Annotated in this window: 19 protein-coding genes and 1 tRNA gene; 11 read left to right on the top strand and 9 right to left on the bottom strand. The window is 68.6% G+C overall.

Annotated elements, in window-relative coordinates; translation table 11 throughout:
- Positions 1-5: 5 nt before the first annotated feature.
- Genes QRD43_RS16830 through QRD43_RS16810 form a run of 5 tightly spaced genes read right to left on the bottom strand, consistent with a single transcriptional unit; the run spans position 6 to position 5,788 of the window.
- Positions 6-524, bottom strand: a complete 519-nt coding sequence (locus QRD43_RS16830; protein WP_285983664.1) for a YfiR family protein — start codon at positions 522-524, stop codon at positions 6-8.
- Positions 521-2,599, bottom strand: a complete 2,079-nt coding sequence (locus QRD43_RS16825) for a TonB-dependent receptor plug domain-containing protein (protein ID WP_285983663.1) — start codon at positions 2,597-2,599, stop codon at positions 521-523. Before QRD43_RS16825 ends, QRD43_RS16830 begins: the two co-directional genes overlap by 4 nt.
- Positions 2,589-3,941: a sensor domain-containing diguanylate cyclase gene (locus tag QRD43_RS16820; RefSeq protein WP_285983662.1), complete on the bottom strand. Its 1,353-nt coding sequence runs from the start codon at positions 3,939-3,941 to the stop codon at positions 2,589-2,591. Before QRD43_RS16820 ends, QRD43_RS16825 begins: the two co-directional genes overlap by 11 nt.
- 48 nt (positions 3,942-3,989) lie before the next feature.
- A complete protein-coding gene (locus QRD43_RS16815) occupies positions 3,990-4,637 on the bottom strand; it encodes a response regulator (RefSeq protein WP_285983661.1) in 648 nt (215 codons plus the stop codon).
- Complete coding sequence (locus QRD43_RS16810; protein ID WP_285983660.1) at positions 4,634-5,788, bottom strand: hybrid sensor histidine kinase/response regulator; 1,155 nt, start codon at positions 5,786-5,788, stop codon at positions 4,634-4,636. The genes QRD43_RS16815 and QRD43_RS16810 overlap by 4 nt, the downstream gene beginning before the upstream one ends.
- A 366-nt stretch (positions 5,789-6,154) precedes the next feature.
- On the opposite strand from QRD43_RS16810, the gene QRD43_RS16805 reads away from it, so the two are divergent.
- The 7 genes from QRD43_RS16805 to QRD43_RS16775 all read left to right on the top strand — a co-directional run bounded on the left by QRD43_RS16805 (position 6,155) and on the right by QRD43_RS16775 (position 15,948).
- The gene (locus QRD43_RS16805) at positions 6,155-6,538 is read left to right on the top strand and encodes a hypothetical protein (protein WP_285983659.1); all 384 of its coding nucleotides are present in this window, start codon (positions 6,155-6,157) and stop codon (positions 6,536-6,538) included.
- Positions 6,539-6,587: 49 nt separating this feature from the next.
- Positions 6,588-6,950 carry a response regulator gene (locus QRD43_RS16800; protein ID WP_183105291.1) on the top strand — a complete coding sequence of 121 codons (363 nt, stop codon included), beginning with the start codon at positions 6,588-6,590 and terminating at the stop codon, positions 6,948-6,950.
- Between the two features lie 26 nt (positions 6,951-6,976).
- A complete protein-coding gene (locus QRD43_RS16795; RefSeq protein WP_285983658.1) occupies positions 6,977-9,121 on the top strand; it encodes a chemotaxis protein CheA in 2,145 nt (714 codons plus the stop codon).
- 47 nt (positions 9,122-9,168) lie between these two features.
- Positions 9,169-10,974, top strand: coding sequence for a methyl-accepting chemotaxis protein (locus QRD43_RS16790; protein ID WP_285983657.1), 1,806 nt, complete (start codon positions 9,169-9,171; stop codon positions 10,972-10,974).
- Between the two features lie 45 nt (positions 10,975-11,019).
- Positions 11,020-11,550, top strand: coding sequence for a chemotaxis protein CheW (locus QRD43_RS16785; RefSeq protein ID WP_285983656.1), 531 nt, complete (start codon positions 11,020-11,022; stop codon positions 11,548-11,550).
- A 97-nt stretch (positions 11,551-11,647) separates the two neighbouring features.
- Entirely contained in the window at positions 11,648-13,795 is a 2,148-nt protein-coding gene (locus QRD43_RS16780; RefSeq protein WP_285983655.1) for a methyl-accepting chemotaxis protein, read from the top strand.
- A gap of 137 nt (positions 13,796-13,932) precedes the next feature.
- Positions 13,933-15,948 (top strand): methyl-accepting chemotaxis protein, encoded by a 2,016-nt coding sequence (locus tag QRD43_RS16775; RefSeq protein WP_342399045.1) that lies wholly within the window; start codon positions 13,933-13,935, stop codon positions 15,946-15,948.
- A gap of 385 nt (positions 15,949-16,333) precedes the next feature.
- On the opposite strand, the gene QRD43_RS16770 is transcribed toward QRD43_RS16775, so the two are convergent.
- Positions 16,334-18,898 (bottom strand): ABC transporter permease, encoded by a 2,565-nt coding sequence (locus QRD43_RS16770; RefSeq protein WP_285983654.1) that lies wholly within the window; start codon positions 18,896-18,898, stop codon positions 16,334-16,336.
- Between the two features lie 92 nt (positions 18,899-18,990).
- Between QRD43_RS16770 and QRD43_RS16765 the strand changes: the two genes are divergently transcribed.
- Together QRD43_RS16765 and QRD43_RS16760 are read left to right on the top strand one after the other, a co-directional pair.
- Positions 18,991-19,857, top strand: a complete 867-nt coding sequence (locus QRD43_RS16765; protein WP_285983653.1) for a dioxygenase family protein — start codon at positions 18,991-18,993, stop codon at positions 19,855-19,857.
- Between the two features lie 66 nt (positions 19,858-19,923).
- A tRNA-Gly gene (locus tag QRD43_RS16760) sits at positions 19,924-19,997 on the top strand.
- Positions 19,998-20,072: 75 nt separating this feature from the next.
- Here QRD43_RS16760 and QRD43_RS16755 read toward each other — a convergent pair.
- Positions 20,073-21,563: an NAD-dependent succinate-semialdehyde dehydrogenase gene (locus tag QRD43_RS16755; protein WP_285983652.1), complete on the bottom strand. Its 1,491-nt coding sequence runs from the start codon at positions 21,561-21,563 to the stop codon at positions 20,073-20,075.
- Between the two features lie 163 nt (positions 21,564-21,726).
- Here QRD43_RS16755 and alaS point away from each other — a divergent pair, with 163 nt between their 5' ends.
- Both alaS and QRD43_RS16745 read left to right on the top strand, forming a co-directional pair.
- A complete protein-coding gene (alaS, locus tag QRD43_RS16750; RefSeq protein WP_285983651.1) occupies positions 21,727-24,354 on the top strand; it encodes an alanine--tRNA ligase in 2,628 nt (875 codons plus the stop codon).
- Positions 24,355-24,493: 139 nt separating this feature from the next.
- A complete protein-coding gene (locus QRD43_RS16745) occupies positions 24,494-25,102 on the top strand; it encodes a hypothetical protein (protein ID WP_285983650.1) in 609 nt (202 codons plus the stop codon).
- Between the two features lie 28 nt (positions 25,103-25,130).
- On the opposite strand, the gene QRD43_RS16740 is transcribed toward QRD43_RS16745, so the two are convergent.
- Entirely contained in the window at positions 25,131-25,622 is a 492-nt protein-coding gene (locus QRD43_RS16740) for an SET domain-containing protein (protein ID WP_285983649.1), read from the bottom strand.
- Positions 25,623-25,745: 123 nt separating this feature from the next.
- The gene (locus QRD43_RS16735; RefSeq protein WP_285983648.1) at positions 25,746-26,036 is read right to left on the bottom strand and encodes a hypothetical protein; all 291 of its coding nucleotides are present in this window, start codon (positions 26,034-26,036) and stop codon (positions 25,746-25,748) included.
- Positions 26,037-26,433 lie beyond the last annotated feature (397 nt).

The raw sequence follows: 26,433 nt of genomic DNA, 5'->3' as shown, positions 1-26,433 counted from the left end.
TCGGCTCAGCGCACCTCGCGCGCGAGCTTCAACACCTGGGAGCTGAGCACCAGGCCGCGGCGCTTGGCCTCGGTGTTGTTGATGCGGAAGCTCAGGCCGTTGGGCTCCTGCGTGAGCGCGATGACGGCGCCGCTGCGCAGCGCCTCGGGCGCATCCGCCACGACGAGCACCGGCGCGTCCGTCAGGGCCTGCTGCCAGCGCAGCATCTCCTGGCGATCCATCTGGCTGAGCACGAGCAGGTGGCAGCCGCTGCCGGCCGACGCCTGCTGCAGCGACACGGTGCGCACCTGCGAGAACTCGTGCTGGCGCGCCACCAGCTGGCGCAGCGCATCGGACAGCTCCTGGGCGCCCGCCGTGCAGTAGGTGAACTCCTTCACCGACACCGGCCACTGCGTGAACTGCGCGAAACGATAGATGAAGGCGGCCTTGAGGCTCGCCTCTTCCGAGACCTGCGCAGGCCAGGCCAGCGTCGCCGTCATGCCGACGGCCACGCCCAGCCCGAGCCGCAACAGCCGATGCATCATGGCGTCGGCGCCGTGGTGAGCTGCAAGAAGACCGTGCGTCCCGGCGCCCGCATCTGCGACTCCCCCGGGTCCGTGATGTCGCCGTAGCGCTTCTGGCCGAGATTGCGCACGCCCAGGCCGAGGCTCCACCCGCCGGGCAGGCGCGTGCTCAGGTGGACGTGGTGGAGGAGCACTGCGCCGAGGTGTTCGTCGCCGACGTGCCGCGCGCCCATGCCCACCGTCTGCCAGCCCATCTCCCAGCCTCCCGCCAGCGGGCGCTGGTACTGGAGCTTGAGCAGGTACTTGGGCGAGTTGTCCGGCACCAGGCCGCGGACGTCACGCAGGCGCTGCGTCGTGGCCGAGGCCTGCAGCCGGGCGCCGTCCAGCCAGCGGTGCTCGAGGCCGACGTCCAGGCCCAGCGACTTCATCTGCCCTTCGTTCACATAGGCCAGCATGTCATTGAGTCCGATCAGGCCGCGGAACGAGGAGCGGAAGGCCGACACCCGCAGCTGCGTGTGGCGGCTGAGGGCATGCTCGTACACCAGCTCCTGCGAGCGCACGCGCTCCTCGGAGGGCAGCATCTGGGGCGCCTCGACGAAGTAGTTCTGCGCGAACTCCATCAGGTTGGCCACGCGGTAGGCGCTGCCATGCACGAATCGCAGGCGGCGGTCCGCGTCGATCTGCCAGGTCCAGGCCAGGCGCGGGTTGAGCTGCGCCCCGTCCACGCGGTCGTCCCGGTCGCGCCGCAGGCCGAGCGAGAGGTGGTGCCCGTTGCCAAGATCCCAGTCATCCTGCACAAAGAGGCCGTTGCCCTTGCCGCGCGCCAGGAAGCGCAGGTAGTACTCCGGGTCGCCCCAGACGCCCAGGAAGATCTGCTGCACGTAGTCCTGCTGCGTGTCCCAGCCCAGCGCCACGCGGTGCCCGGCCCATTGGTTCAGCCCCAGGCGCAAGCTCGCGTTGACCCAGCGCCCATCGTTGGCCGTGCGCCAGACACGGCGGGTGCCGTCCTCGTCGATGAAGGGACGACGCCCCTCGACGCGGGTGCGCTTGGCGGAGATGTCCAGCGTCAGGTCGGTGCTGGGGCCGAGATTGAAGTCCTGCGTCAGCGCCAGCATGCTGTTGCGGTAGTAGGCCTCGCGCTTGACCAGGCCGCGGGAGCGGTCGCGCACGTCCAGCCACAGCCCGCTGCCGAGGGTGCGCTCCGAGTGCCCGCCCCGGATCGACAGGCCCTGGTGGCTGTAGGAGCCGAACACGCGCTGCACGCGTTCGGTGTTGAGGGACTGGAGCTCGTCCACGAGCGCGGGCGCGGTGTCAAAGGCCAGCGGCACGCGCGGCTGCTCCACCACGGCCACGCCGAGCATGGCTTCCTGGCCCTCGCTGCCGCGCAGCGCCCAGCTCAGCTGCGCTTCCTTGCGCGTGCTGCTGTCGACCATGACGCCCAGGCGCAGGCCCTGCAGCTTGTCGGCCCGCTTGGGGATCACGTTGATCACCCCGAGGAAGGCGTTGTTGCCGTAGACGGCCGAGCCGGGGCCCGGGGTGAACTCGACCCGCTCGATCCACTGGACGTCGAGGTAGAACTCGGGGCCGATCAAGGCCGCGTCCGTGGTGTTCTCGTTGACGCGCACGCCGTCGATCAGCAGCAGCACGCGGGAGTTGAAGTCGCCGGGCCGGCCGAGCCCGCGCGCGCCCACGAAGCTGAAGTTGGAATTGCTGGTGATGTACAGGCCCGGCAGCGCGTCGAGCACGTCTCGCAGGCTGCGCAGGCCGAGGCCGCGGATGTCCTCGTCGGTCAGCACATAGGTCAGGGCCGATTGCTCAGCCGTCTGAGCGAACCGGGACGCCGTCGACACCTGGACCGACTTGGGCAGCTCGGAGAGCTTCTGCTGCAGCAGCTGCTCGAGGCTGGGCGGCTCCGGGGAGGCCTCGGCGGTGGCGACCGACGCGAGCGTCTCCGACGCTGCGGCGAGCGACGCGCCCGAGACCGCCAGACCGGCCAGCCCCGCCATGAGGCCGGCGAGCTTCAGGCCGTGACGCCGGGTGCGGCCGTCATCGCGCGCCTGCGGGCCGGCGCCGCCGTTTCCTTGCTCACGCTTCATGGCTGTTCACCTCGCCCGCCTTGCGGAACGTGTTCTTGCCCGCACGCTTGGCGGCGTACATCGCGGCGTCGGCCTGGCCCAGCAGGCCCGCTTCGTCGGTGGCGTCTTCCGGGAAGCTGGCCACGCCGATGGTGGCGCCGACCTGCACCGGCACGCCTTCGATCACGATCGGCTCGCGGACCACGGCGATGAGCCGCTGGGCCAGGTTGCTCACCACGCTCTCGGCGCTTCGACCCGGCAGGATCAGCGCGAACTCGTCGCCCCCGAGGCGGCACAGCACGTCACTGCCGCGCAGCACACCGCTCATGCGGCGCGAGACCTCGACCAGCACGGCATCGCCCGCCTCGTGGCCATGCCCGTCGTTGACCAGCTTGAAGTTGTCGAGGTCGATGAACATGAGGGCCAGCCCTTCCCGCTGATCACGCGCCTGCGCCATCCGACGCTGCAGTGCCGACTGGAAGTAGAGCCGGTTCGGCAGGTGGGTGAGGCTGTCCTCGTGGGCGAGGCGCTGGAACTGCTGCCCGGCCGCCTGCTCCGCGCGGAGCTGGCGGTTGAGCTCCGCCTGCCAGGCCTCGGCGCGCCGCAGCAGCTGGTTGAAGCGCTCGGTCAGGCGGCCGACCTCGTCCGGGTGGTGCACGCGTGCACGACGGCTGTAGTTCTGGTCCGAGGCCACCTGCTCGGCCAGCCGCGACAGCTCCACCAGCGGGGACAGCGCACGGCGCTGGACGAATCGCAATGCGCGCGAGGCCACCACGATCGCCACGCCGAGCATCAGCGCCACCAGCAGGATGGCCCGCTGCAGCTGCTGGTGCAGCGCCTGCAGGCTCTCGCGCAGGTAGAGGGTCCCGACGCGCTCTCCGCGCAGCTCCACGGGGATCCACACGCGCAGCTGCTGGGCATCGGCCTCATGGTGCATTGCCGGATGGCTCATCGCCTGGCTGACGAGCAGGTCCGAATGCTGCCCCGGCGCCTCCCAGGACGCGAACAGCTGGCCGCTGGTCAGGATGAGCTGCACCTCCAGCACATCCCCGCGGCGGACAAAGGACTGCAGCTCATTGCGCGCCGCCTCCCGGTCCTCGAAGACCAGCATGGGGGCGAGGCTGTTCGCCAGCACCCGCGCACTCCCCTGGGAGAGGCTCGCCTGCCGCTCCTGGGCCGAGAACCAGCCGGTCGTCGCGATCACGATGAAGCACAGGACCACCGTCGTGACCAGCACCGCCATGTTCCAGCGCGTGAGCCGCGCCACGAGGGACGCGGCCCCCCGCGGGCGCGGCCCCTCGCGCGAGGGATCCCGCGGCGGGTCGCCCGAGGGCATCGAGGCAGTCGGTGGAGAGTCTTGCATGCAGGTCGGCAGGCGTGGGCGCCGGGACGCGACGCAGCCTCACCTGCGTCAGTTGGCGACCAGGCCGTTGCGAATGGCGTAAACGGTCAGTTCCGAATTGTTGCTGAGCCCAAGCTTTTCCAGCACCCGCGCGCGATAAACGCTCACTGTCTTGGGGCTCAATGTCAATTCCTCCGCAATATCGGAGAGGCGCTTGCCCGAGGCGATCATCACCAGCGTCTGCAGCTCGCGGTCCGAGAGCTTCTGGTGCGCCTGCTCGGTGACGGGCGCCGTGAGGCTTTCGACCAGCATCTGCGCGATCTCGGGCGTGACGTATTTCCGCCCCTGGGCCACGGTACGCACGGCCTGCACGAGCTGCTGCGGGTCCCCGCCCTTGTTGACGTAGCCGAAGGCGCCGGCGCGCAGGGCGCGGATGGCGTACTGGTCCTCGGGATACATCGAGACGATGAGCACGCGCAGGGCGCTGCCCTCGTCCTTGAGCACGTGCAGCACGTCGAGGCCGCTGCGGCCCGGCATGTTGATGTCCAGCACCAGCACGTCGCAGGCCGGCGGATCGCCCAGGCCGCGCAGCAGCGTGCGCAGCTCGCCGTAATCCCCGGCCTCGCCGACGACGTCGATGTCGGCGGCATCCGCCAGCGTGTCCCGGATGCCCCGCCGGATCAAGGCATGGTCGTCACACAGAATCACTTTGATCATAGATTGCCCCACACCGAGGGGTCGTGCGCGCTCGCGTCCTCCAGGGCCTGGCCATCGTCCAGCGCCTCCGGCACGGCGTCAGGTTCCAGGGGGACGGTGAGGATGAGGCTCGTGCCCTTGGCACTGCTGCTCAAGTCCACCCAGCCGCCCACGGTGGCCGCCCGCTCGTGGAGCCCGCGAATGCCGAAGCTGCGCGTCTTGGCCAGGTCCTGCGGCGCCATGCCGCGACCGTTGTCGCGCAGCTCCAGCGTCAGCACGCCGGCGTCGAGGCTGAGCTCGATGTCCACCCGCGTCGCCTGGGCATGCTTGGAGACATTGGTCAGCGCTTCCTGGGCGCAGCGGTAGGCCACCAACGGCACACCGCCGGGCATCTGCAGCTGCTCCTGGGGCGTGCGCAGGCTCACCTGGATGCCCGTGCGCCGCTCGAAGCGCGCCGCCATCCATTGCAGCGCGGCCACGAGGCCCTGCTCCAGGATCGCCGGGCGCAGGTTGTGCATGATGCGCTGGCTGGCCTCGATGGCCTGGCTGACGGTCTCGAGGGCCGAGGCCACGCGCTGCTTCACCGCCGGCTCGTCCACATGGCGCGCCAGCCAGGCGAGGTCGAACTTCAGTGCCGTCAGCGAGCCGCCGACGTCGTCGTGGATCTCCCGCGCGATGGCCGCCCGCTCCATCTCGACGCTGGTCTGCAGATGGCCCGCCAGCTCGTGCAGGCGCTGCTTGCTGCGTCGCAAGGCGCGGTCGGCCTCCAGGCGCGCGCGCTCGGACTCGTTGGCTTCGATCGCATGCAGCAGCGCGGGGGCCAGGCGCGTGAGGTTGTTCTTGAGCAGGTAGTCCGAGGCACCGGTCTTCATCGCCGCCACGGCAGTGTCCTCGCCGATTTCGCCGGACACCAGGATGAAGGGCAGCAGCTGGTGCCGCTCCTTGAGCAGGGCGAGCACCTGCAGGCCGGAGAAGCCGGGCAGGTTGAAGTCGGAAATGATGGCGTCCCAGCGCTCGTCCAGCGCCGCGTTGACGGCCGCCAGGCTGTCGAGGCGGCACAGCGACACCCGCAGGCCCGCTCGGGCCAGTTCCACCGCGATGAGTTGGTGATCCAGCTCCGAGTCCTCGACGTGAAGAACTCGCAGCTGACGCTCAGGACTGGGCTTGGACATGGGCGGGAGTATGCCAATGGCGGATGCCCCTCGCAGGGCATCCGCCTGCTGGAAAACGACAGTCCGGAGACAGCGAAACAGCAAATAAAGGGTTTACCCTAGGTCCAATGTGAGAACTATTGGCCGAAGGATGGAAATAGCCCGAGTTTGAACAACAAGTCTTATCGACATTGCTACGAGAAATGCCGAAGATCGCGCCATGAACACATGGCTCGGACTGGTCGCCGCGGGAATATCCCAGACGACACCAACGGCAGCTTCTGCAGAGACAAAACCCGTGGAGCCACGATGCTGATGAATGAATCCTCCGCCCCGGATTCGGGGATGCTTCCCCTCCTGGCCGCGGCAGAGCTTCAGGATCACCTGATGACGGTGACCAACGATCTGGAGCGCCTGCAGCGCCTGCTGGACGATGCCGGGGAATCGCTGTCGACGCATTTCTTCAGTGCCTCCAGCGTCCTGCACGGACTGCTGCGCCGGGCCGCCGAGCAGGCGGACGAAAGCGGCAGCACGGAACTCCATCGCGTGATGGAGGACATCGCCGCGGCGATCACCGCACTGCAGTTCCAGGACATGGCGACCCAACTGATCGCTCACACGAGCCAGCGCCTGCGCAACTGCGCCGACCAGCTGGCCCGCGACACCTTTGGCGATGACGAGGACGGCACCACCGTCGTCGAGATCGCACCCCTGCGACCCAACCCTGTGACGCAGGACGAGATGGACGCTGGGTCCATTGAATTGTTCTAAGGATCAACTCGATCCAGTCGATATCAGCTAGTTATCCGGAGAGAAAGCGATGCACTCAATTCTTGCTGTAGACGATTCGGCCTCGATGCGCCAGATGGTCTCCTTCACGCTGAAGAACGCAGGATTCAACGTGGTGGAGGCGGTGGACGGGCAGGACGCCTGGGAGAAGTCCAGTACGCGCGATTTCGATCTGGTGCTGACCGATCAGAACATGCCGCGCATGGACGGCATCAGCCTCACCAAGAAGCTGCGCGACAACCCCAAGTTCAAGACCACGCCGATCCTGATCCTGACCACCGAGTCCAGCGACCAGATGAAGCAAGCCGGCCGCGCTGCCGGTGCCACCGGTTGGCTGGTCAAGCCATTCGACCCGGCGAAGTTGATCGAAGTGATCGGCAAGGTGATCCGCTAAGGCCCGAGCAACGCCAGGAGTAAAGCATGGGAGAAATGACCTCCGAAGGCGCCAGCCTCAGCGCGGGCATCGACCTGAGTCAGTTCTATCAAGTCTTCTTTGAAGAGGCGAGCGAGAACCTCGACAACATGGAACAGCTGCTGCTGAACCTGAACATCGAGACCGCCGACGATGAGGAACTGAACGCGATCTTTCGCTGCGCGCACTCCATCAAGGGGGGCGCGGCGACGTTCGGCTTCAGCGATGTCGCCGAGCTGACGCACCAGATGGAAACGCTGCTGGACAAGCTGCGCCGCCACGAGCTGCAACCCACCTCGCAGATGGTGGACGTACTGCTGCAGTCCGGTGACGCCTTGCGCGAGCAGCTGGGCCGCCACCAGGGCTCCGGCGCCGCACCGGTGGATACCGGCGAGCTGCTGTTCAGCATCAAGACGCTGGTTGACGGCGGCACGCTGGACGGGAGCCCCGCGCCGGCCCCGAAGGCCGCCGCGCCCGCCGCCTCCGCCGCCCCTGTCGCGGCACCTGCGCCCGCGAAGCCGGCCGGCCCGATCGCGCGCCAGCTGGAGCTGAAGGTGGGCCCGCTGAGCAATCCCTCGCAGGCCGACAACCTGGTCGAGCTCTTCAAGGAGATCACCGACCTCGGCACCATCGAGCCGCTGGACGGCGGTATCGCAGCCGACGGCATCCGCCGCTTCAAGGTCCTGACCACCAGCACCGACAACGACCTGCTGGACCTCTTCACCTTCCACGTGGCACGTGAGCAGGTGCAGCTGTCGCCGCTGGGCGAGGGCTTCGGCTTCCATGAAGGCGCGCCGGGCGCACCGCAGGAAGTCAAGAAGGAAGAGGACCTGGGCTACGGCTTCTTCGACGACGCCCCGGGCGTGCCGGCGACGGCCGTGACATCCACGAGCACCGAGGTCAAGCCGGTGGCCGAGGCGCCCAAGCCCGTTGCGGCCGCCGCGCGCCCCGCGGCCAAGGCCGAGCCGCGTGCCGGTGGCGGCGGCATGGACCAGTCCACCCTGCGCGTCTCGGTGGAGAAGGTCGACCAGCTGATCAATCTCGTCGGCGAGCTCGTGATCACGCAGGCCATGCTGGCGCAGAACTCGCGCAACGTGGACCCGGCGCTCTACCAGCAGCTGTCCTCCGGCCTGGCCGACCTGGAGCGCAACACGCGCGACCTGCAAGAGTCGGTGATGTCCATCCGCATGATTCCGATGTCGGTGGTCTTCAACCGCTTCCCGCGCATGCTGCGGGATCTCGCGGCCAAGCTGGGCAAGCGTGTCGAGCTGGTCACGCAGGGCGAAGCCACCGAGCTGGACAAGGGCCTGGTCGAAAAGATCACCGACCCGCTGACCCACCTGGTGCGCAACAGCTGCGACCACGGCATTGAGCTGCCTGCCGACCGCATCGCCAAGGGCAAGCCCGAGCACGGCACCATCACCCTGGTGGCTTCGCATCAGGGCGGCTCGATCGTGATCGAGGTGCGGGACGACGGCCGCGGCCTGAACCGCCAGAAGCTGATCCAGAAGGCCCGCGAGAAGGGCATCGACGCACCGGACACGATGACCGACCAGGAAGTCTGGGGCCTGATCTTCGCGCCGGGCTTCTCCACGGCAGACCAGGTCACCGACGTCTCGGGCCGCGGCGTCGGCATGGACGTGGTCAAGAAGAACATCACCCAGCTGGGCGGCACGGTGGAGATCGACTCCGCCGAAGGCTACGGCATGAAGGTCTCGGTCCGCCTGCCGCTGACGCTGGCCATCATGGATGGCATGAGCGTGGGCGTCGGCGAGGAGGTCTACATCCTGCCGCTGTCGTCCGTGGTCGAGTCCTTCCAGGTCCAGGCCGACACCATCAAGACCGTGGGCGGCTCCGGCCGCGTGGTCGAGGTGCGTGACGAGTTCATGCCGGTGGTGGAGCTGGAGCAGGTCTTCAACGTGCCGCGATTCGACTTCGAACACGTCAGCTCCATCATGGTGGTCGTCGAGGCCGAAGGCGGCCGCGTCGCCATGCTGGTGGATGAACTGCTCGGCCAGCAGCAGGTGGTCGTGAAAAACCTCGAAGCCAACTACCGCAAGGTCACCGACGTCTCCGGCGCCACCATCATGGGTGACGGGCGGGTGGCCCTGATCCTGGACGTGGGCAGCCTCGTCCGCCGTTCTCGGCATTGATCGACATAGAGCGGGCCCCGTGATCGGGGCCCCAGGGAGCATTTTCAATGAGCATGAGCTCGCTGCTGCGTCAGTTCAGCATTCGCCTGCGCATGATCGGCGCCATCGTGATGGTGCTGACCCTGCTGCTGACGCTGGGCAGCGTCGGTCTGTTTGGCATGGACTCCATGCGCAAGCAGTCCGATGACATCCTCCAGCGTTCGGTCGGCGACTCCACGGAGCTGACTCGTTTGGTCCATGCCTTCGGCGATCTGCGTCGCCTCGAGAAGGACATGATCATCAATTACGAGAAGCCGGACAACGTCAAGGCACTGCGTCAGCAATGGGAGCAGTCCCGGGACCTGGTGCTCAAGCAGGCCAAGGCCCTGCAGCACGGCAAGGAAGCCGGGCCGCTGGGCAAGCTGCCGGCGGTCATCGCCGACTACGAAGCCAAGGCCCGCCCGGTGCTGCAGCAGCTGGAATCCGGCGGCTACGACAACGCGGCCGTCGCGGACCGCATGCTGGCCGCGGCCAAGGACCTGGCCGGCGAGGCCGACAAGCTGGTCCTCGACTACCAGGCCGGCCTGCAGAAGGACTCCGCACAGCTGCTGGAGCAGTCCAAGAAGACCCAGAGCAGCGTGTTCATGATCTTCGTGGTCGTGCTGATCGCCAGCGGCGTCGTCGTGGTGCCGCTGACGCTGCTGAACATGCACAGCATTTGCAAGCCGCTCGCGGAAGCCGAGGAGCTGGCCAGCGCGATCGCCAAGGGTGACCTGACGAACGTGGACCGCCCGATCGAAGGCAAGGACGAGGCCTCGCACCTGCTGCACTCGCTGCAGCTGATGCAGAAGGCGCTGCAGGACCTGGTGGGCCAGCTGCGCACCTCGGCGGACCACATCCGCACGGCCTCGGTGGAGATCGCCAGCGGCAATCAGGACCTCTCCGGCCGTACCGAGCAGACCGCCTCCAACCTGCAGCTCGCCGCCTCCTCGATGGTCCAGCTGACCGGCACCGTCAAGCAGACGGCCGACTCCGCCCGCACGGCCAACCAGCTGGCGAGCTCGGCGTCCTCCGCCGCCGCCAAGGGCGGTGAGGTCGTGGGCCAGGTCGTGTCCACCATGGACGAGATCAACGCGAGCTCCAAGCGCATCGGCGACATCATCGGCGTGATCGATGGCATCGCCTTCCAGACCAACATCCTCGCGCTGAACGCGGCGGTGGAAGCGGCCCGTGCCGGCGAACAGGGCCGCGGCTTTGCGGTCGTGGCCGGCGAGGTGCGCTCGCTGGCGCAGCGCAGCGCCGGCGCCGCCCGCGAAATCAAGACGCTGATCGGCGCCAGCGTGGAACGGGTCGAGACCGGCGCCCGCCTCGTGCAGGAGGCAGGCGAATCGATGACGGACATCGTCTCCAGCGTGCAGCGCGTGACGGACATCATCGGCGAGATCACCGCAGCGGCCAGCGAACAGAGCGATGGCATTGGGCAGGTCAACCAGTCCGTGGTGGAACTCGACCAGATGACGCAGCAGAACGCGGCCCTTGTCGAGGAATCCGCGGCCGCAGCCGAGAGCCTGCGCGACCAGGCGGAGCAGCTCGCCCAGGCCGTCGGCAAGTTCAAGATCGCCGGGGATCACGCGCCCGTGGCCACGGCCAGCAAGCCGCGTCGCAGCACCAGCCCTTCGCCGCGCCCGACGGGCTCGTCGCTGGCCCGCCCGGGCATCACTGCCACCAGCGCCCTGGCGGCCAAGGCGGCGCCGGCGCCCCTGCGTCCCGCAGTCGCCAGCGGGCCCCGTCCCTCTGCCCCCATGCCGGCGCCGAAGGCCGCACCCAGCCGTCCCGCCGCCCCTGCGGGCGACAGCGACTGGGAATCCTTCTGAACCCCGCAACCGAACCACGCTTCAATCAACCTTGCTGAGGTCAACATGGAAATCGTCCAACAATCGAATCAGGTCGTTCGACATGAAGGCGGCGCCGTCGCGGTGAAGAACCATGGCCCGGCCAGCGGTGAGTACCTGACCTTCCGCCTGGGTGCCGAGGAATACGGCATCGACATCCTGAAGGTCCAGGAGATCCGCTCCTACGAACCCCCGACGCGCATCGCCAACTCGCCGGACTTCATCAAGGGCGTGGTGAACCTGCGCGGCGTGATCGTCCCCATCGTGGACCTGCGCCTCAAGCTGGGCTGCCCCACTGCCGAATACAACAGCTTCACCGTCGTGATCGTGCTGAACGTGAAGAGCCGCGTGGTCGGTGCGGTGGTGGACTCGGTGTCCGATGTGCTGGAGCTCTCGCGCGATGCCATCCGCCCGGCTCCCGAGCTGAACGCCAGCGCCGTGGACACCAGCTTCATCACCGGCATCGGCGCCGTCAGCGACCGCATGCTGATCCTGATGGACATCGAAGGCTTGATGAGCAGTGCCGACATGGGCCTGATGGACAGTCTCACGGCCTGATCTAGCCAGGCCCTTCAGCTGCGGGAGAACAGCCACCCCGCGGCATTGCCAGAGGGTGGGAGGTGCACCCTACACAGAGAGTTGGGAGATCCGGGAAATGTCTAGCTCATCCACCTCCATCGCACGCCGCGTGTCCATGGTGGGCGTCACGGCGATCGCCGCCATCCTGCTGGGCACCAGTGCCGTCCTGAGCGTGCTGCTCACCCGCGTGGCCCATGAGCGCACGGTGACCTGGGTCGGCGACAAGACGCAGACCCTCATCGATGCGCTGGACGCCATGGACGAAGTGGCTAAGACCTTGGTCAAGCAGTCCTACGGCGCCTTCCGCCAGGAATTCGGCCCCGTGTTCCAGCTGGATGAGGCCACGGGCGATCTTCGCGACTGGGGTCCCAAGCTCAACGGCAACACCACGCAGGTGGACAAGTTCGCCGGCACCACGGGCGGCGCCGCCAGCGTCTTCGCGGCCAAGGACGGCGACTTCATCCGCATCACGAGCTCGCTCAAGAATGCCAACGGCGAACGCGCCATCGGCCAGATGCTCGGCAAGAACCACCCGGCCTTCGCAGCCATGATGCAGGGCCAGCCCTTCGCCGGACGCGCCGTGCTCAACGGCAAGGCCTACATGGCCTACTACGACCCCATCAAGAGCGAAGCCGGCAAGATCATCGGCATCCTCGCGATCGCCCTGGACATGGAAGGCTTCCAGAAGGCCATGGACAAGATGGCCAAGGACGCCCGCTTCTTCGAGACGGGCGGCACCTATGTCGTGGCCGTCGGCAAGGACGGCAAGGGCGGCCGCTTCCTCTCGCATCCGAGCGCAAAGGGCAAGGCCGTGAGCGAGGTGTCGCCGGAGCTCGAGTCCTTCCTCGTCGAGCTGGGCCAGACGCCGGACGGCTATCTGTCCGGGGCGCCCAATGCCCTCGCGGCGGCCGGCAGCTCCTATTTCGCCGTGCTCAAGAAGAACGATCCGGCCGGCTACTGGGTGGTCTCCCAGGTCTCCAGCAGCGAAGCGCTGGCGAGCCACTGGCGCACCATGGTGCCCTTCTGGATCCTGCTCGGCGGCGCCACCGCGGCCCTGGGCTATGGGCTGTTCTGGATGATGCGCAACTGGATCGCCCGCCCGCTCAAGGATCTGCGCGACTCCGTGCAGGCCATCGCCAGCGGGGACCTGACCAAGAGCGTTGACAACACCCGCAACGACGAGATCGGCGACCTGATCCGCGACACCGAGTCCATGCGCCAGCGTCTGGCGGACACCATCGGCACGGTGCGCCATTCGGTCGATTCCATCGGCACGGCCAGCACGGAAATCGCCACCGGCAACCAGGACCTGAGCCACCGCACCGAGCAGACGGCCTCCAACCTGCAGCTGGCGGCCTCGTCCATGGTCGAGCTGACCAGCACCGTGCGTCAGACGGCGGACTCGGCCCGCACGGCGAACCAGCTGGTGGCTTCGGCCAACAGCGCGGCCGCTCGCGGCGGGCAGGTCGTCGGCCAGGTCGTGACGACGATGGACGAGATCAACGGCAGCTCGCGCAAGATCAACGACATCATCGGCGTCATCGACGGCATCGCCTTCCAGACGAATATCCTCGCGCTGAACGCGGCGGTGGAAGCCGCCCGGGCCGGCGAGCAGGGCCGCGGCTTCGCGGTGGTCGCTGGCGAGGTGCGCAGCCTCGCGCAGCGCAGTGCCGAGGCCGCCAAGGAGATCAAGGCGCTGATCGGCGCGTCGGTGGACCGCGTCGAGGCGGGCTCCCGCCTCGTGCAGGAGGCCGGGCAGTCGATGGAAGACATCGTCAGCAGCGTCCAGCGGGTGTCGGACATCATTGGCGAGATCAGTGCCGCCGCCACCGAACAGAGCGATGGCATCGGCCAGGTCAACCAGTCCGTGGTGCAGCTCGACCAGATGACGCAGCAGAACGCCGCGCTGGTGGAGGAGTCCGCCGCGGCGGCGGAAAGCCTGAAGGAGCAGGCCCAGCGGCTCGTGGAAGCCGTGAGCGTGTTCCGGGTCAGCAGCCAGCAGATGTCGACGTCAGGCCGCCCCGCACCCGCACCGATCGCCCGCCCCGCCCTGGGCAGCAGTGTGAAGTCCGGCGCCCCCCCCATCCAGACCGCGTCAAAGCCCGCCACGCCCCGTGCCAGCAGTCCGGCACCCAGGCCCGTGGCGGCGCCGACGCCCTCAGCCCCCCGCCCGTCGCCTGCGCCCAAACCGGCGGCCGGCGACAGCGACTGGGAATCGTTCTGACGCCGCCCGTCCGGCACTGACAAGTCCATCAACAGGGCTCCGTCAAGAAGAGCCCCCCAGCATCCGAGCCGAGGAGGGCCGGAGCCAGTCTCCTGGAGGCGGTCCGCCGCCTCGTGCCAGAAAACAAAGAAGGAGTGATGATGTTCGACTCAATCAAGACCCGCCTCATTGCCTTGGGCATCGCCGTGGTCGTGCTGTCGCTGGCCGCCGCCACGGTGGCCAACTACATGAGCGTCAAGTCGCACACCAATGCGCAGCAGCTGTCGGCGCTGGATCAGCTGGCGGCGGCGCGCGCCTCGGCGGTCGGGCAATGGGTCCGCAGCCAGCGCGACATCATCACCGCGCTGCAGCCCGTGGCGGACCAGGCCGAGCCGGTGCCCTTCCTGGTGCAGGCGGCCAAGTCCGGGCGCCTGGACGCGGCCTACGTCGGCTTCGCGGACAAGCGCATCGCCTTCAACACGCCGCAGAACCTGCCGGCCGGCTATGACCCCACCGGGCGGCCCTGGTACACCCAGGCCGCGGCCGCGAGCGGACCGATCCTGACCGAGCCCTACATGGACGCGGCACGGCAGCAGCTGGTGGTGACCTTCGCCGCGGCCATCAAGGACGGTAGCGGCACCAAGGCCGTCGTGGCCTCCGACGTCTTCCTCGAGGACGTGGTGGTGACCGTCAAGGCCATCAAGCCGACCCCCAACGGCTTTGCCTTCCTCGTGGACAAGGACGGCAAGATCATTGCGCACCCGGATGCGAAGCTGGCCCTGAAGCCGGCCACGACGCTCTCCCCTGCCCTGGACGGCAATGCGCTGAAGGCGGCGCAGACGGCCGGCGGCGGCTGGGTCGAGGCCGCCATCGGCGACGGCACCTACCTGCTGCGCGGCGTGCCCATCCCCGACACCAACTGGACGCTCGTGCTCGCCGCCGACCGCTCCGAGGCGCTCGCCTCGCTGAGCTCGCTGCTGCGTGCCGCGGCCATCATCCTGGTCATCATGGTGGCGCTCTCCGGAGCAGTCATCGCCGGGGCGATCACCCAGACCATGGGCGGCCTGGACCGCGTGCGCGCCGCGCTGGACGAGATCAGCGCCGGGGGTGGCGACCTGACGCAGCGCCTGCCGGAGCACGGCAATGACGAGATCGCCCGGATCGCCTCGTCCTTCAACCTCTTTGCCAAGAAGATCCAGGACATCCTCATCGACGTCCGGTCCGCGAGCAACTCCATCTCGACGGCGTCCAGCGAGATCGCCGTCGGTGCGCAGGACCTGTCGCAGCGTACCGAGCAGACCGCGTCCAACCTGCAGCAGGCGGCCTCCTCGATGGAAGAGCTGACCGGCACGGTGCGTCAGACGGCCGACGCCGCGACGACGGCCAACCAGCTCGCCTCGTCCGCCAGCGACGCCGCGGCCAAGGGCGGTGACGTGGTGTCCCAGGTGGTCTCCACGATGGAGGAGATCAACACCAGCTCGAAGAAGATCAACGACATCATCGGCGTGATCGACGGCATCGCCTTCCAGACCAACATCCTGGCGCTGAACGCCGCCGTGGAGGCCGCCCGTGCGGGCGAGCAGGGTCGCGGCTTCGCGGTGGTGGCCTCTGAAGTGCGCAGCCTCGCGCAGCGCAGCGCCGAGGCCGCCAAGGAGATCAAGGCGCTGATCGGCGCGTCGGTGGACCGCGTGGAAGCCGGCTCCCGCCTCGTGCAGGCTGCCGGTGCCTCGATGACGGACATCGTCTCCAGCGTGCAGCGTGTCACGGACATCATCGGCGAGATCACCGCGGCCGCGGCCGAGCAAAGCCAGGGCATCGGACAGGTCAATGGCGCCGTCGTGCAGCTCGACCAGATGACGCAGCAGAACGCGGCCCTGGTGGAGGAATCCGCCGCCGCCGCGGAAAGCCTCAAGGACCAGGCCGTGCGCCTCACGGAGGTGGTGTCGGTGTTCCGCCTCGGCGAGGAGGAGCGTCAGCAGAAGGCCTATGTGGCCAAGCCGCGAAAGAGCATGAGCACCGGCATGGGCAGCAGCGCACCGATGGCCGCTGCACCGCGCCCGGCACCCCGCCCTGCAGCGCCCAAGCCGGCGCCCATGGCCAGCCCGAGCCCGGCGCCCGCTGCCAGCAGCCCGGCACCGAAGGCCGGCGCCGACGACGACTGGCAGTCCTTCTGAAGGCGGCGCGGGCGCTGAGCCCGAGGCCTGCCCAAGCGCCCGCCGCGCCCCTTCGACGCTCGCCCCCGTGGCCCACCGGCTCGGGGGCGTCTTTCATTCCGGCCGGCGAAGGCGAGCGCGCTCATTCACGATCGACCGGACGAGCAGCCCGGTGAGCAACCCGGTGAGGGCCCAGGGCAGCGTTCAGGATCACGCGCGCAGTCGCAAGCCGTCCAGCCGAGTGCGGCGCGGGCGCTGAACCCGTGGCCGGCCCCAGCGCCCGCCGCGCCCCCCCGGAGGGCACCCTTCGTCTCGGCCGGCAGGTGCGTGTGCGTGTGCGAGCGTGCGTCCGTGCGCTCCGTCACGATCGCCCAGGTCAGCGCACGGGTGAGCGCCCGGTGCGCACTCAGGTGAGATCGCGCAGACGCAGGCTCTGCATCACGGGCTTGCTCAGCACGCCCCGCAGACCCCACCACCCCGCAAGCCAGGCCAGCAGGGCGCCGGCGAGGCCGCTGGCCGGCACCAGCCAGGGATTGAGTGTCCAGCTGAAGTCGAATACCTTGGCCGCCAGCACGGCACCGATGAGCAGGGCCGCCCCACCGGCCAGCACGCCGGCCAGCAGCCCCAGGCCCAGCAGTTCAGCCCGCTGCACACGCCCGAGCAGACCCGAACCCGCGCCCAGCGCCCGCATGAGGGCGAACTCCCGCATGCGAGCCTCGCGCGTGCTGCTCACGGCGGTCAGCAGCACGATCAGGCCAACGGCCAGCGTGAACACGAAGAGCACCTGCACGGCCGAGGCCACCTGATCCAGCACCTGCTGCACCTGGTCGAGCTGGGCCCGCACATCGACCGCCGTGATGTTGGGGAAGTCGCGGGCGAGCTGCTTGTCCAGGGCCTTGGCCGCCGCAGGGGCGCGGAAGGCGGTGATGTAGCTACGCGGCAGATCCGCCATCTCCCGCTGGGGGAAGAGCACGAAGAAGTTCACCCGCATCGAGCTCCAGTCCAGCTTGCGGATGCTGGTGATGCGCGCCTCGACCGTCTGCCCCGCCACATCGAAGCCCAGGCGGTCGCCCAGCTTGAGGCCAAGGTCCCGCGCCAGGCCCTGCTCCACGCTGAGGCCATCCGCCTCGTCCGCGACCCACGTGCCCTGGGCGAGCTGGTTGTGCGGAGGCAGCGCATCGCTGTGGCTCAGATTGAACTCCCGCTCCACCAGCCGCTGGGTGCGCTCCTCCTTGAACTGCTCCGGCTTCACGGCCGCGCCGTTGAGGGTGACGAGGCGGCCGCGGATCATGGGGTACCAGTCATAGCCCGTCACGCCAGCGGCATCCAGCGTCGAGCGGAAGGCCTGCGCCTGCTCCGGCTGGATGTTGATGACGAAGCGGTCCGGGGCATTCCTGGGCGTGGCAGCGCGCCAGCTGTTGATGAGATCGGTGCGCAGCAGGAGCAGCAGCGCCAGCGACAGCAGGCCGATGCCCAGGGCCGACACCTGCACCACGGCAAAGCCCGGCCGGGCGCTGATCTGCCGCGTGGCCAGCGCCAGCCAGCGAGGCGCCCCCGCCTGCGGGACGGCGCGGCGCAGCAGCCGCAGGACGAGCCAGGCGCCCAGGGCAAAGACGCCCAGCGCCAGGGCGAATCCGCCTGCCGTGCCCAGCCCGAGCTTCCAGTCTCCGGCGACCAGCGCCAGCAACCCGGCAAAGCCGGCCAGTCCCGCCACCAGCACCAGGCCGGAGGCCATGCGCACGCCGCCGAGGTCGCGACGCAGCACCCGCAGCGGCGGCACCGAGGCCAGCTGCAGCACCGGCCCGAGTCCGAAGCCCAGCATCAGGCTCAGCCCCAGCCCCATGCCACCCGCCGCGGTGCCCCAGCCCGGCGGCGGCAAGCTCACCGACATCAGCCCGGCCAGCAGCCGCACGAAGACCTCATGCAGCAGCAGGCCGCCCAGCACGCCCACCGCACTGGCCGCGAGGCCCGCCATGGCGAACTCGAGCACATGCAGCCGCGCGATGCGCGCCTGCGACTGGCCCAGCACGCGCAGCATGGCGCAGTCGTCCAGGTGACGAAGGGCGAAGTCTCGCGAGGCCAGGCTGATGGCCACGGCCGCGAGCAAGGCCGCGAGCATGGCCACCAAGCGCAGGAAGAGGCTGGCGCGATCCAGCGTCTGGCGCATTTCCGGGCGACCCGATTCGAGGTTCTCGAGACGCAGGCCTCGCAGCCCCTGGCCCTCGATCAGGCGCGCCGCGTCCTTCATGAAGCGGGCGGCGGCCTCCCCGTCTGCGGCGGGACTCAGCACGGCCATGCGGTAGGTCACGCGGCTGCTCGGCTGCACCAGACCGGTGGCCGCCAGATCCGCCTCGTTGAGCATCAGCCGAGGCGCGAAGCTCAGGAAGCCGGCACCACGGTCCGGCTCGTTGAGGATCACGCCCGCCACCTTCAGTGAGCTGTCACCCAGCAGCAGCGGGCTGCCGACGGCGAGGTCCAGGGCGTCGAGGACCGGCGCATCGACCCAGACTTCGCCCGGGGCCGGGGCCCCCACGCGACGACCGTCCGCCAGCAAGACCTGACCCCGCAGCGGATAGCTGGCCGAGACCGACTTCACCGTCACCAGGCGCGTGTTGCCGCTGGCGGCGCGCGCCATGCTCGGGAAGGTCACGCTGTGCATCCGGCGCAGGCCCAGCGTCTCCGCCATCGACTGGAGCGAGGGCGGGATGGGGCGGTCCGAGGCCACCAGGGCATCGCCGCCCAGCAGCTGCGCCGCATCGCGCCTGAGTCCGGCCTCCATGCGTTCCGAGAGGAAGCCCACCGCCGTCACGGCCGCGACGGCCAGCACCAGCGCCAGGCTCAGCAGGCGCAGCTCGCCGGCCCGCCAGTCACGCCAGAGCTGCCGCCAGGCCAGCACGAGCACCGAGGGAGGTGCCGGGTGTTGAACAGGCGCAGCAGCCGGGCTGCGCTCCGATGCGGTCGATGAATCCATGCCGCACTGTAAAGGCGGATATCCAATGCTTTTGAACCCTGCATGCAAGTCCCCTCAGCCTTGTGCGGCGCTCGCTCTGCTGCAATGCATCCATGACTCGCGCCACTGCCCTTCCTCCGCTGTTCCTGTCGCACGGCTCGCCCATGACGGCGATTCAGCCTGGTGCGGCCGGAGCGTTCATGACAGCCCTGGGGGCCCAGTTCGGGCGGGGAGCGCTGCCACGACCGCGCGCCATCCTGGCCGTGTCAGCCCACAGCCTCGCGCGGCGCCCCGTGCTGCTGGTGGCCCCACAGCAGCATGCCGTCTACGACTTCGGCGGCTTCGACCCGGCGCTGTACGAGCTGCGCTACGACGCCCCCGGCGCCGTCGATCTGGCCGCCGAGCTGCAGCAGGCCCTGCCCGAGATGCTCCAGACCCAGGCCATGTCCGGCCTGGACCATGGCATCTGGACGCCTCTGCGCTACATGGTGCCCGAGGCCGACATCCCCGTCCTGCCGCTGTGCTTCTCGCCGCAGGCGCGGCCCGAGGAGCTCTGGGCCCTGGGCGAGGCCCTGGCGCCGTGGACCGAGCGGGACGTGCTCGTCATGGCCAGCGGCAGCATCACCCACAACCTGCGACGCGTCTTCCAGGGCGGTGCGGCCTTTGACGCGCCGGAGATCTCCGAATCACGCGCCTTCCGCGACTGGTGGGCCGCGCAGGCCGCGGCGGGGAACTGGTCCGCCTTGATGGACTACCGGCGCCAGGCGCCGCATGCCGTGGACATGCATCCGACAGACGAGCATCTGCTGCCCTGGTTCATTGCAGCGGGCGCGGGCGGGGTGGCGTCAGGGGCCATGCGCCTCCACGAGAGCGTCACCTTCGGCTGCCTGGGCATGGACGCCTACGCCTTCGGCCCGCAAGCCGCGGTGCTGGCGTCTGCACTCGGGTCGGCACCGCCGTTGCCCGGACAGTTCGCCTGAACTGCGCGCGAACCTGCCTATAATCGCCGCCAACCCATCGCCCGGTGCGATGCGGCCCACACCTCAGCGGGTGTAGTTCAATGGTAGAACGCTAGCTTCCCAAGCTCGATACGTGGGTTCGATTCCCATCACCCGCTCCACCCCACCGCACACCTCAACGCATCCCCTCCCCGACGCCTGCCATCGCCAAGCGTCAGGGGCTGCCGTGAGCCACCTCAGCGCTGGATGTCGCCCAGGCAGAGGTACTTGATCTCCACGTAGTCGTCGATGCCCTGGTGGGCGCCTTCGCGTCCGAGGCCGGACTGCTTCACGCCACCGAAGGGCACTTCCGCCGTGGAGATCAGGCCCGTGTTGACGCCCACCATGCCGTACTCCAGCGCCTCGCCGACGCGGAAGATGCGGCCGATGTCGCGGCTGTAGAAGTAGCTGGCCAGACCGAACTCGGTGGCGTTGGCGGCCTCGATGACCTCGGCCTCGGTGTCGAAGCAGAAGACGGGAGCGACCGGCCCGAAGGTCTCCTCGCGGGCGCACAGCATGTCCGCGCGCACGTCGGCGAGCAGGGTCGGCGCATAGAACTGCTCGGAGCCCAGCCCCTCGGCACGGTAGCCACCCGCCATCAGACGGGCGCCCTTGGCCAGGGCATCGGCGACGTGGCTCTCGACCTTGGCGATGGCATCACCGTCGATCAGCGGGCCGAGGTTCACGCCCGGTTCGAAGCCATTGCCCACCTTCAGCTCGCCCACCTTGGCGGCCAGCTTCTCGAGGAAGGCGTCGTATACGCCACGCTGCACGTACAGGCGGTTGGCGCACACGCAGGTCTGACCGGCATTGCGGTACTTGCTGGCCATGGCCCCCTCCACGGCGGCGTCGAGGTCGGCATCGTCGAACACGATGAAGGGCGCGTTGCCGCCGAGCTCCAGCGACAGCTTCTTCACCGTGGGCGCGCACTGGCGCATCAGGATGCGGCCGACCTCGGTGGAGCCCGTGAAGGACAGATGGCGCACCACATCACTCTCGCAGAGCACCTGCCCGACCTCGATGGACCGCTGCGCATCGGCCGTCACGACGTTGAGCACGCCCGCCGGCAGACCCGCACGCTGGGCCAGCTCCGCGACGGCCAGCGCCGACAGCGGCGTGGCCTCGGCCGGCTTGATCACGACCGTGCATCCGGCCGCCAGGGCCGGTGCCACCTTGCGGGTGATCATGGCGATGGGGAAGTTCCAGGGCGTGATGGCCGCGCAAACGCCCATGGACTGCTTGATGACGAGGTAGCGCTTGTTGTTGTCCGTCGTGGGAATGGTCTCGCCGTAGACGCGCTTGCCCTCCTCCGCGAACCATTCGAGGAAGCTCGCACCGTAGACCACCTCGCCGCGGGCCTCCGCCAGCGGCTTGCCCTGCTCGGCCGTCATGATGCGGGCGAGATCGTCGGCGTGACGCAGCATCAGCTGGTACCAGCGCATCAGGATCGCTGCACGCTCCTTGGCGGTCTTGCTGCGCCACATCGGCCAAGCCGCTTGGGCGGCATTGATGGCCGCGCCCGCCTCGGCCGCACCCAGATTCGCCACCTCGGCGAGCAACTGCCCGGTGGCCGGGTCCGTCACGCCAAAGCGCGATTCACCGCCCACCCACTCGCCGTTGATCAGCCCTTGCTGGCGCAACAGGCTGGCATCGTCCAGGGCGGCCAGGGCGGGGGTCTTGCTGTCCATTGAGAACTCCGGATATGGGGGGTGTGGAGACAGCACTCTACCCCGCCCGCAAAGTCCCCTCGGGCAATGCCCGCCCCTATAATCAAAAATCCCCAAAAATCAAGTATTTACCGCGTCGCCGACGCCCTTGCCCCGGGCCCACGCCCGCAATGAAAGTGGCCGCATGAAAGCAGCAGACATTCGCCAGACCTTTCTGAAGTTCTTCGAATCCAAGGGACACCAGATCGTCGCCTCCAGCCCCGTGGTGCCGGGGGACGACCCCACGCTGCTGTTCACGAACGCGGGCATGAACCAGTTCAAGGACGTGTTCCTCGGCTTCGACAAGCGCGCCTACAGCCGCGCCACGACGGCCCAGAAGTGCATCCGCGCCGGCGGCAAGCACAATGACCTGGACAACGTCGGCTACACCGCGCGCCACCACACCTTCTTCGAGATGCTGGGCAACTTCAGCTTCGGCGACTACTTCAAGAAGGACGCCATCAGCTACGCCTGGGAGCTGCTGACCCAGCACTTCAAGCTGCCGGCCGACAAGCTGTGGGTGACCGTCTACTCCGAGGACGACGAGGCCTACGAGATCTGGAACAAGGTGGTGGGCGTGCCCGCCGAGCGCATCGTGCGCATCGGTGACAACAAGGGCGGCCGCTACATGTCCGACAACTTCTGGATGATGGGCGACACCGGCCCCTGCGGCCCCTGCACCGAGATCTTCTTTGACCACGGCTCGGACGTCGCCGGCGGCCCTCCCGGCAGCCCCGATGAAGACGGCGACCGCTACATCGAGATCTGGAACAACGTCTTCATGCAGTTCAACCGCACGGAAGACGGCGTGATGCACCCGCTGCCCAAGCCTTCGGTGGACACCGGCATGGGCCTGGAGCGCATTGCGGCCGTGCTGCAGCATGTGCACTCGAACTACGAGATCGACACCTTCGTCGCCCTGCTGGCCGCGGCCAAGGCTGCCGTGGACGGCGCCGGCGCCGGCGATTGCGACAAGAGCAGCGCTTCGCTGAAGGTCATCGCCGACCACATCCGCGCCTGCAGCTTCACCGTCGTGGACGGCGTGATCCCGGGCAACGAAGGCCGCGGCTATGTGCTGCGCCGCATCGCCCGCCGCGCAATCCGCCACGGCTACAAGCTGGGCGCCCGCACGCCCTTCTTCCACAAGATCGTCGCCGAGCTGGTCCGCCAGATGGGCGAGGCCTACCCGGAGCTGCGCCAGGCCGAGGCCCGCGTGACCGAAGTGCTGCGCCAGGAGGAAGAGCGCTTCTTCCAGACCATCGCCAACGGCATGGAGATCCTCGAGGCGGCGCTGGCCAAGGGCGAGGGGCAGTTCGATGGCGACACCGCCTTCAAGCTGCACGACACCTATGGCTTCCCGGTCGACCTGACGGCCGACGTCTGCCGCGAGCGCGGCGTGACCGTCGACCAGGCCGGCTTCGATGCCGCCATGAACAAGCAGCGCGAGCAGGCTCGCGCGGCCGGCAAGTTCAAGATGGCCCAGGGCCTGGAGTACACCGGCGCGGCCACCGCTTTCCACGGCTACGAGCACCTGGTCTGCGAGAGCAGCAAGGTCACGGCCGTCTATGTGGATGGCGTGTCCGTGCAGGAGGCCAAGGCCGGCGACGACGCCGTCATCGTGCTGGACCACACGCCCTTCTACGCCGAGAGCGGGGGCCAGGCAGGCGACAGCGGTGAGCTGCGCAACGCCAGCACCCGCGTGGTGGTGGAAGACACCCTGAAGATCCAGGCCGACGTGTTCGGCCACCACGGCCGCGTCATGGAAGGCTCGGTCAAGGTCGGGGACGGCTTCAAGGCCCAGGTCCATGCCGAGGCCCGCGCGAAGACCGTCCGCAACCACAGCGCCACCCACTTGATGCACAAGGCCCTGCGCGAAGTGCTGGGCGCGCACGTGCAGCAGAAGGGCTCGCTGGTCAACGCCGAGCGCACTCGCTTCGACTTCGCGCACAACGCGCCGATGACGGCCGAGGAGATCCGCAAGGTCGAGGCCATCGTCAACGCCGAGATCCTGGCCAACGCCGGGGCCAAGGCCGAGGTGATGGCCCTGGACGATGCCCAGAAGAGCGGCGCCATGATGCTGTTCGGCGAAAAGTACGGCGAGACGGTGCGTGTGCTGAGCATCGGCAGCTCCAAGGAGCTGTGTGGCGGCACGCACGTGAAGGCCACCGGTGACATCGGCCTCTTCAAGATCGTGGCGGAAAGCGGCGTGGCCGCAGGCGTGCGTCGCGTGGAAGCCGTGACGGGCGACAACGCGCTCGCCTACCTGCAGTCGCTGGAAGACACGGTGAACGGCCTGGCCGGCAGCCTGAAGGCCGCCCCGGCGGAGCTGGCACACCGGGTGGCGGGCGTGCTGGACCAGGTCCGCAGCCTGGAGAAGGAGCTGGCCGCTGCCAAGAGCAAGCTGGCATCCGCCCAGGGCGATGAGCTGCTGACGCAGGCAGTCGACGTGAAGGGCCTGAAGGTGCTGGCGGCAACGCTGGTGGGCGCCGATGCGAAGACCCTGCGCGAGACCATGGACAAGCTCAAAGACAAGCTGAAGACCGCAGCCATCGTGCTGGCCGCCGTCGATGGCGACAAGGTGCAGCTGGCGGCGGGTGTCACCAGCGACAGCACGGGCAAGGTCAAGGCCGGCGAACTGGTCAATTTCGTGGCCCAGCAAGTCGGCGGCAAGGGTGGCGGCAAGCCTGACATGGCCATGGCTGGTGGCACGGACGCCAAGTCCCTGCCGGCCGCTCTGGCCAGCGTGCAGGCCTGGGTCGCGGAACGGCTCTGAGTCGGCGTCACCTGCCCATGTCGGCACCCCGGGGGTCTCTTGCGAGACCCCTTTTTGTTGACGCCCATCGCCGCGCCAGAGGCGTGGCCCTCACCCCTGCCTCAGTGCCGGTCCCTGTTCACCCTCGCCTCATTCCGTCATGACCTTTCCCCTCGAACAGAATCGCCTGGAATCCCTGCTGGCACTGCTGCCTGGCGTGCCAGGCGCCGAGCGGCTTTCGGCCGACTACTTTGCGGGATGGCTTTGCGGCGCGCTCTGCGTGCTCGGGGCCGAGGAGCCGGTGGGCGCCATGGATGCACACTGGGGCGAGTCCTGGTCCGAAGCGCTGATGGAGCAGGAACTGCTCGACGAGTTCATGGGAGGCGTCGAAGAGTACTGGCAACTCCTGCAAGAGCGCCTGGACGGCGCCGTCCTGACGCAGGATCCCGACGCCCTGCCGGTTGCCGACGCTCTGCCATGGGCGCACCACCTCCCGGACCGCCCCGCTTCGAGCGGCGGGGTACCGGAAGCGGCGCGAGCCTGGGCCAGCGGCTTTGTGGACGCGGCCCGCGATCAGACCCTTGGACACGAAGCCGCGGAACTGCTGGCGGTGGTTCGTGCGCTGACGCTGGGCCCAGGGGCGACCTTGCAGGCCTATCTTCAGCAGGCCTATGACGAGCCGCTCCGTATCCCCGTGGCCGCACTCATCGACGACGCGCTCTACGCGGCACAAGACCTGCGCATCCTGACCCAGGGCCAGGCACGCTGACAGGCGCACGCCTGCGGTTGACGGCAGGTTAGAGCCGACCTTTGCAGTTCGGCGCGCCGCAGCCGCAGCGCAGGCGGCCCTCGTGGTGGCTCTCGCCGTAATCCGCCGTCAATTCCTCGCCGGGCTCGATGTCGCGCATGGCGTAGAACTCGGCCCGCCCCTGGCGAATGCGGAGCACCGCATTCGGGGCACAGGAGTGATTGATGTAGCGGAGGGGGCCGTCCGACGTCGTGGCGTCGATGGCGCTGCGCTCGCTCACCTCCACCATGTGAATCCGCGCCCTGCCCTTGATCCGCCGGCGGGCCTCTCGCACGGAAATCACCTCGCCCCGCATCTCACCGATCTTGCGCCGGGCCGGAATCGGCTCGGCGGCGAAAACGCCCAGACCATCGATGGAGGACGCCCCGACCGATACCAGGAACTTCTCTGCACTGCTGGGCCCCGGCCGGGCAGCGTCCTCGGCGGCCGTTGCGGCGCTACCGGACAGTTGGACAGCGGGCAGGGAAGAAAGCTTGGGCATCAGGCGTAGGTGACAAGGACGGAGCCCGACACTGTAGCGGGTCCTGACCGTCGTTGAGCATCTCGGCGTTCAGCACCGTCCGCCGACCGCAGTTGCGCCAATTCAGCGAGCGGCGGGATGAGGTCAGCTCGGGCGGCTGCCAGCGCGCAGTTGACCGGCCACCTGGGTGGGATTCTCATCCATCCGCAAGCCGTCGATGCTGACCTTGGGCAGGCGCTCGACCGGCGCAGGGGCCGGGAGCGTCTTGTTCGCATCGACCGAGCGCTTGCCGGTGAGCACCAGCCGCGTCAGCTTGACGACTTCGCTGGCGTCTGCAGGTTGAGCGGGCGTGAACAAGACCAGCACCGCCATCGCGGCCAACGCCAGCGTTGCGCGGATGCGGCCCGTGCCTTTGGCTTGCTGCACTTGGTTCATAGGATCCCACCAGCCCTGTCAGATTGTGTGCTCACAGTATCTGAAGTCATAGCGCCTCGTGCCAGCACAAAGCGACGAAGCGCAGTCATGGCTGCGTGACCTGCGCTCCTGCAGGATGAAATGCCGGGCTCGGAGACGGCCATCGGGCCGCCTCACAGGGAGCGCCCACCACAAGCGCCCTGGCCCAGGGCGGCTGTGCCGCCCTGCAATCGATACGCAGGCAAACCGGTAGCCTGGGTGGCGCCAGCCCAGAGCCGGCGGCAGCGCAAGTCTACGAGCCAGACGCAGCACGCTGGGCGCAGGGCCTGGTGGTGGGTCTGACCAAGACGGGCCAGGTGGCCGCGGACGAGGCGGGCGTGCGGCTGAGGGGCTGACGCTGCGCCGAAGGCCGCATTGG

The sequence above is a fragment of the Roseateles subflavus genome (assembly GCF_030285365.1).
GTDB lineage: Bacteria > Pseudomonadota > Gammaproteobacteria > Burkholderiales > Burkholderiaceae_C > Roseateles_B > Roseateles_B subflavus.
This window is presented reverse-complemented; position numbering and strand designations above follow the sequence as displayed.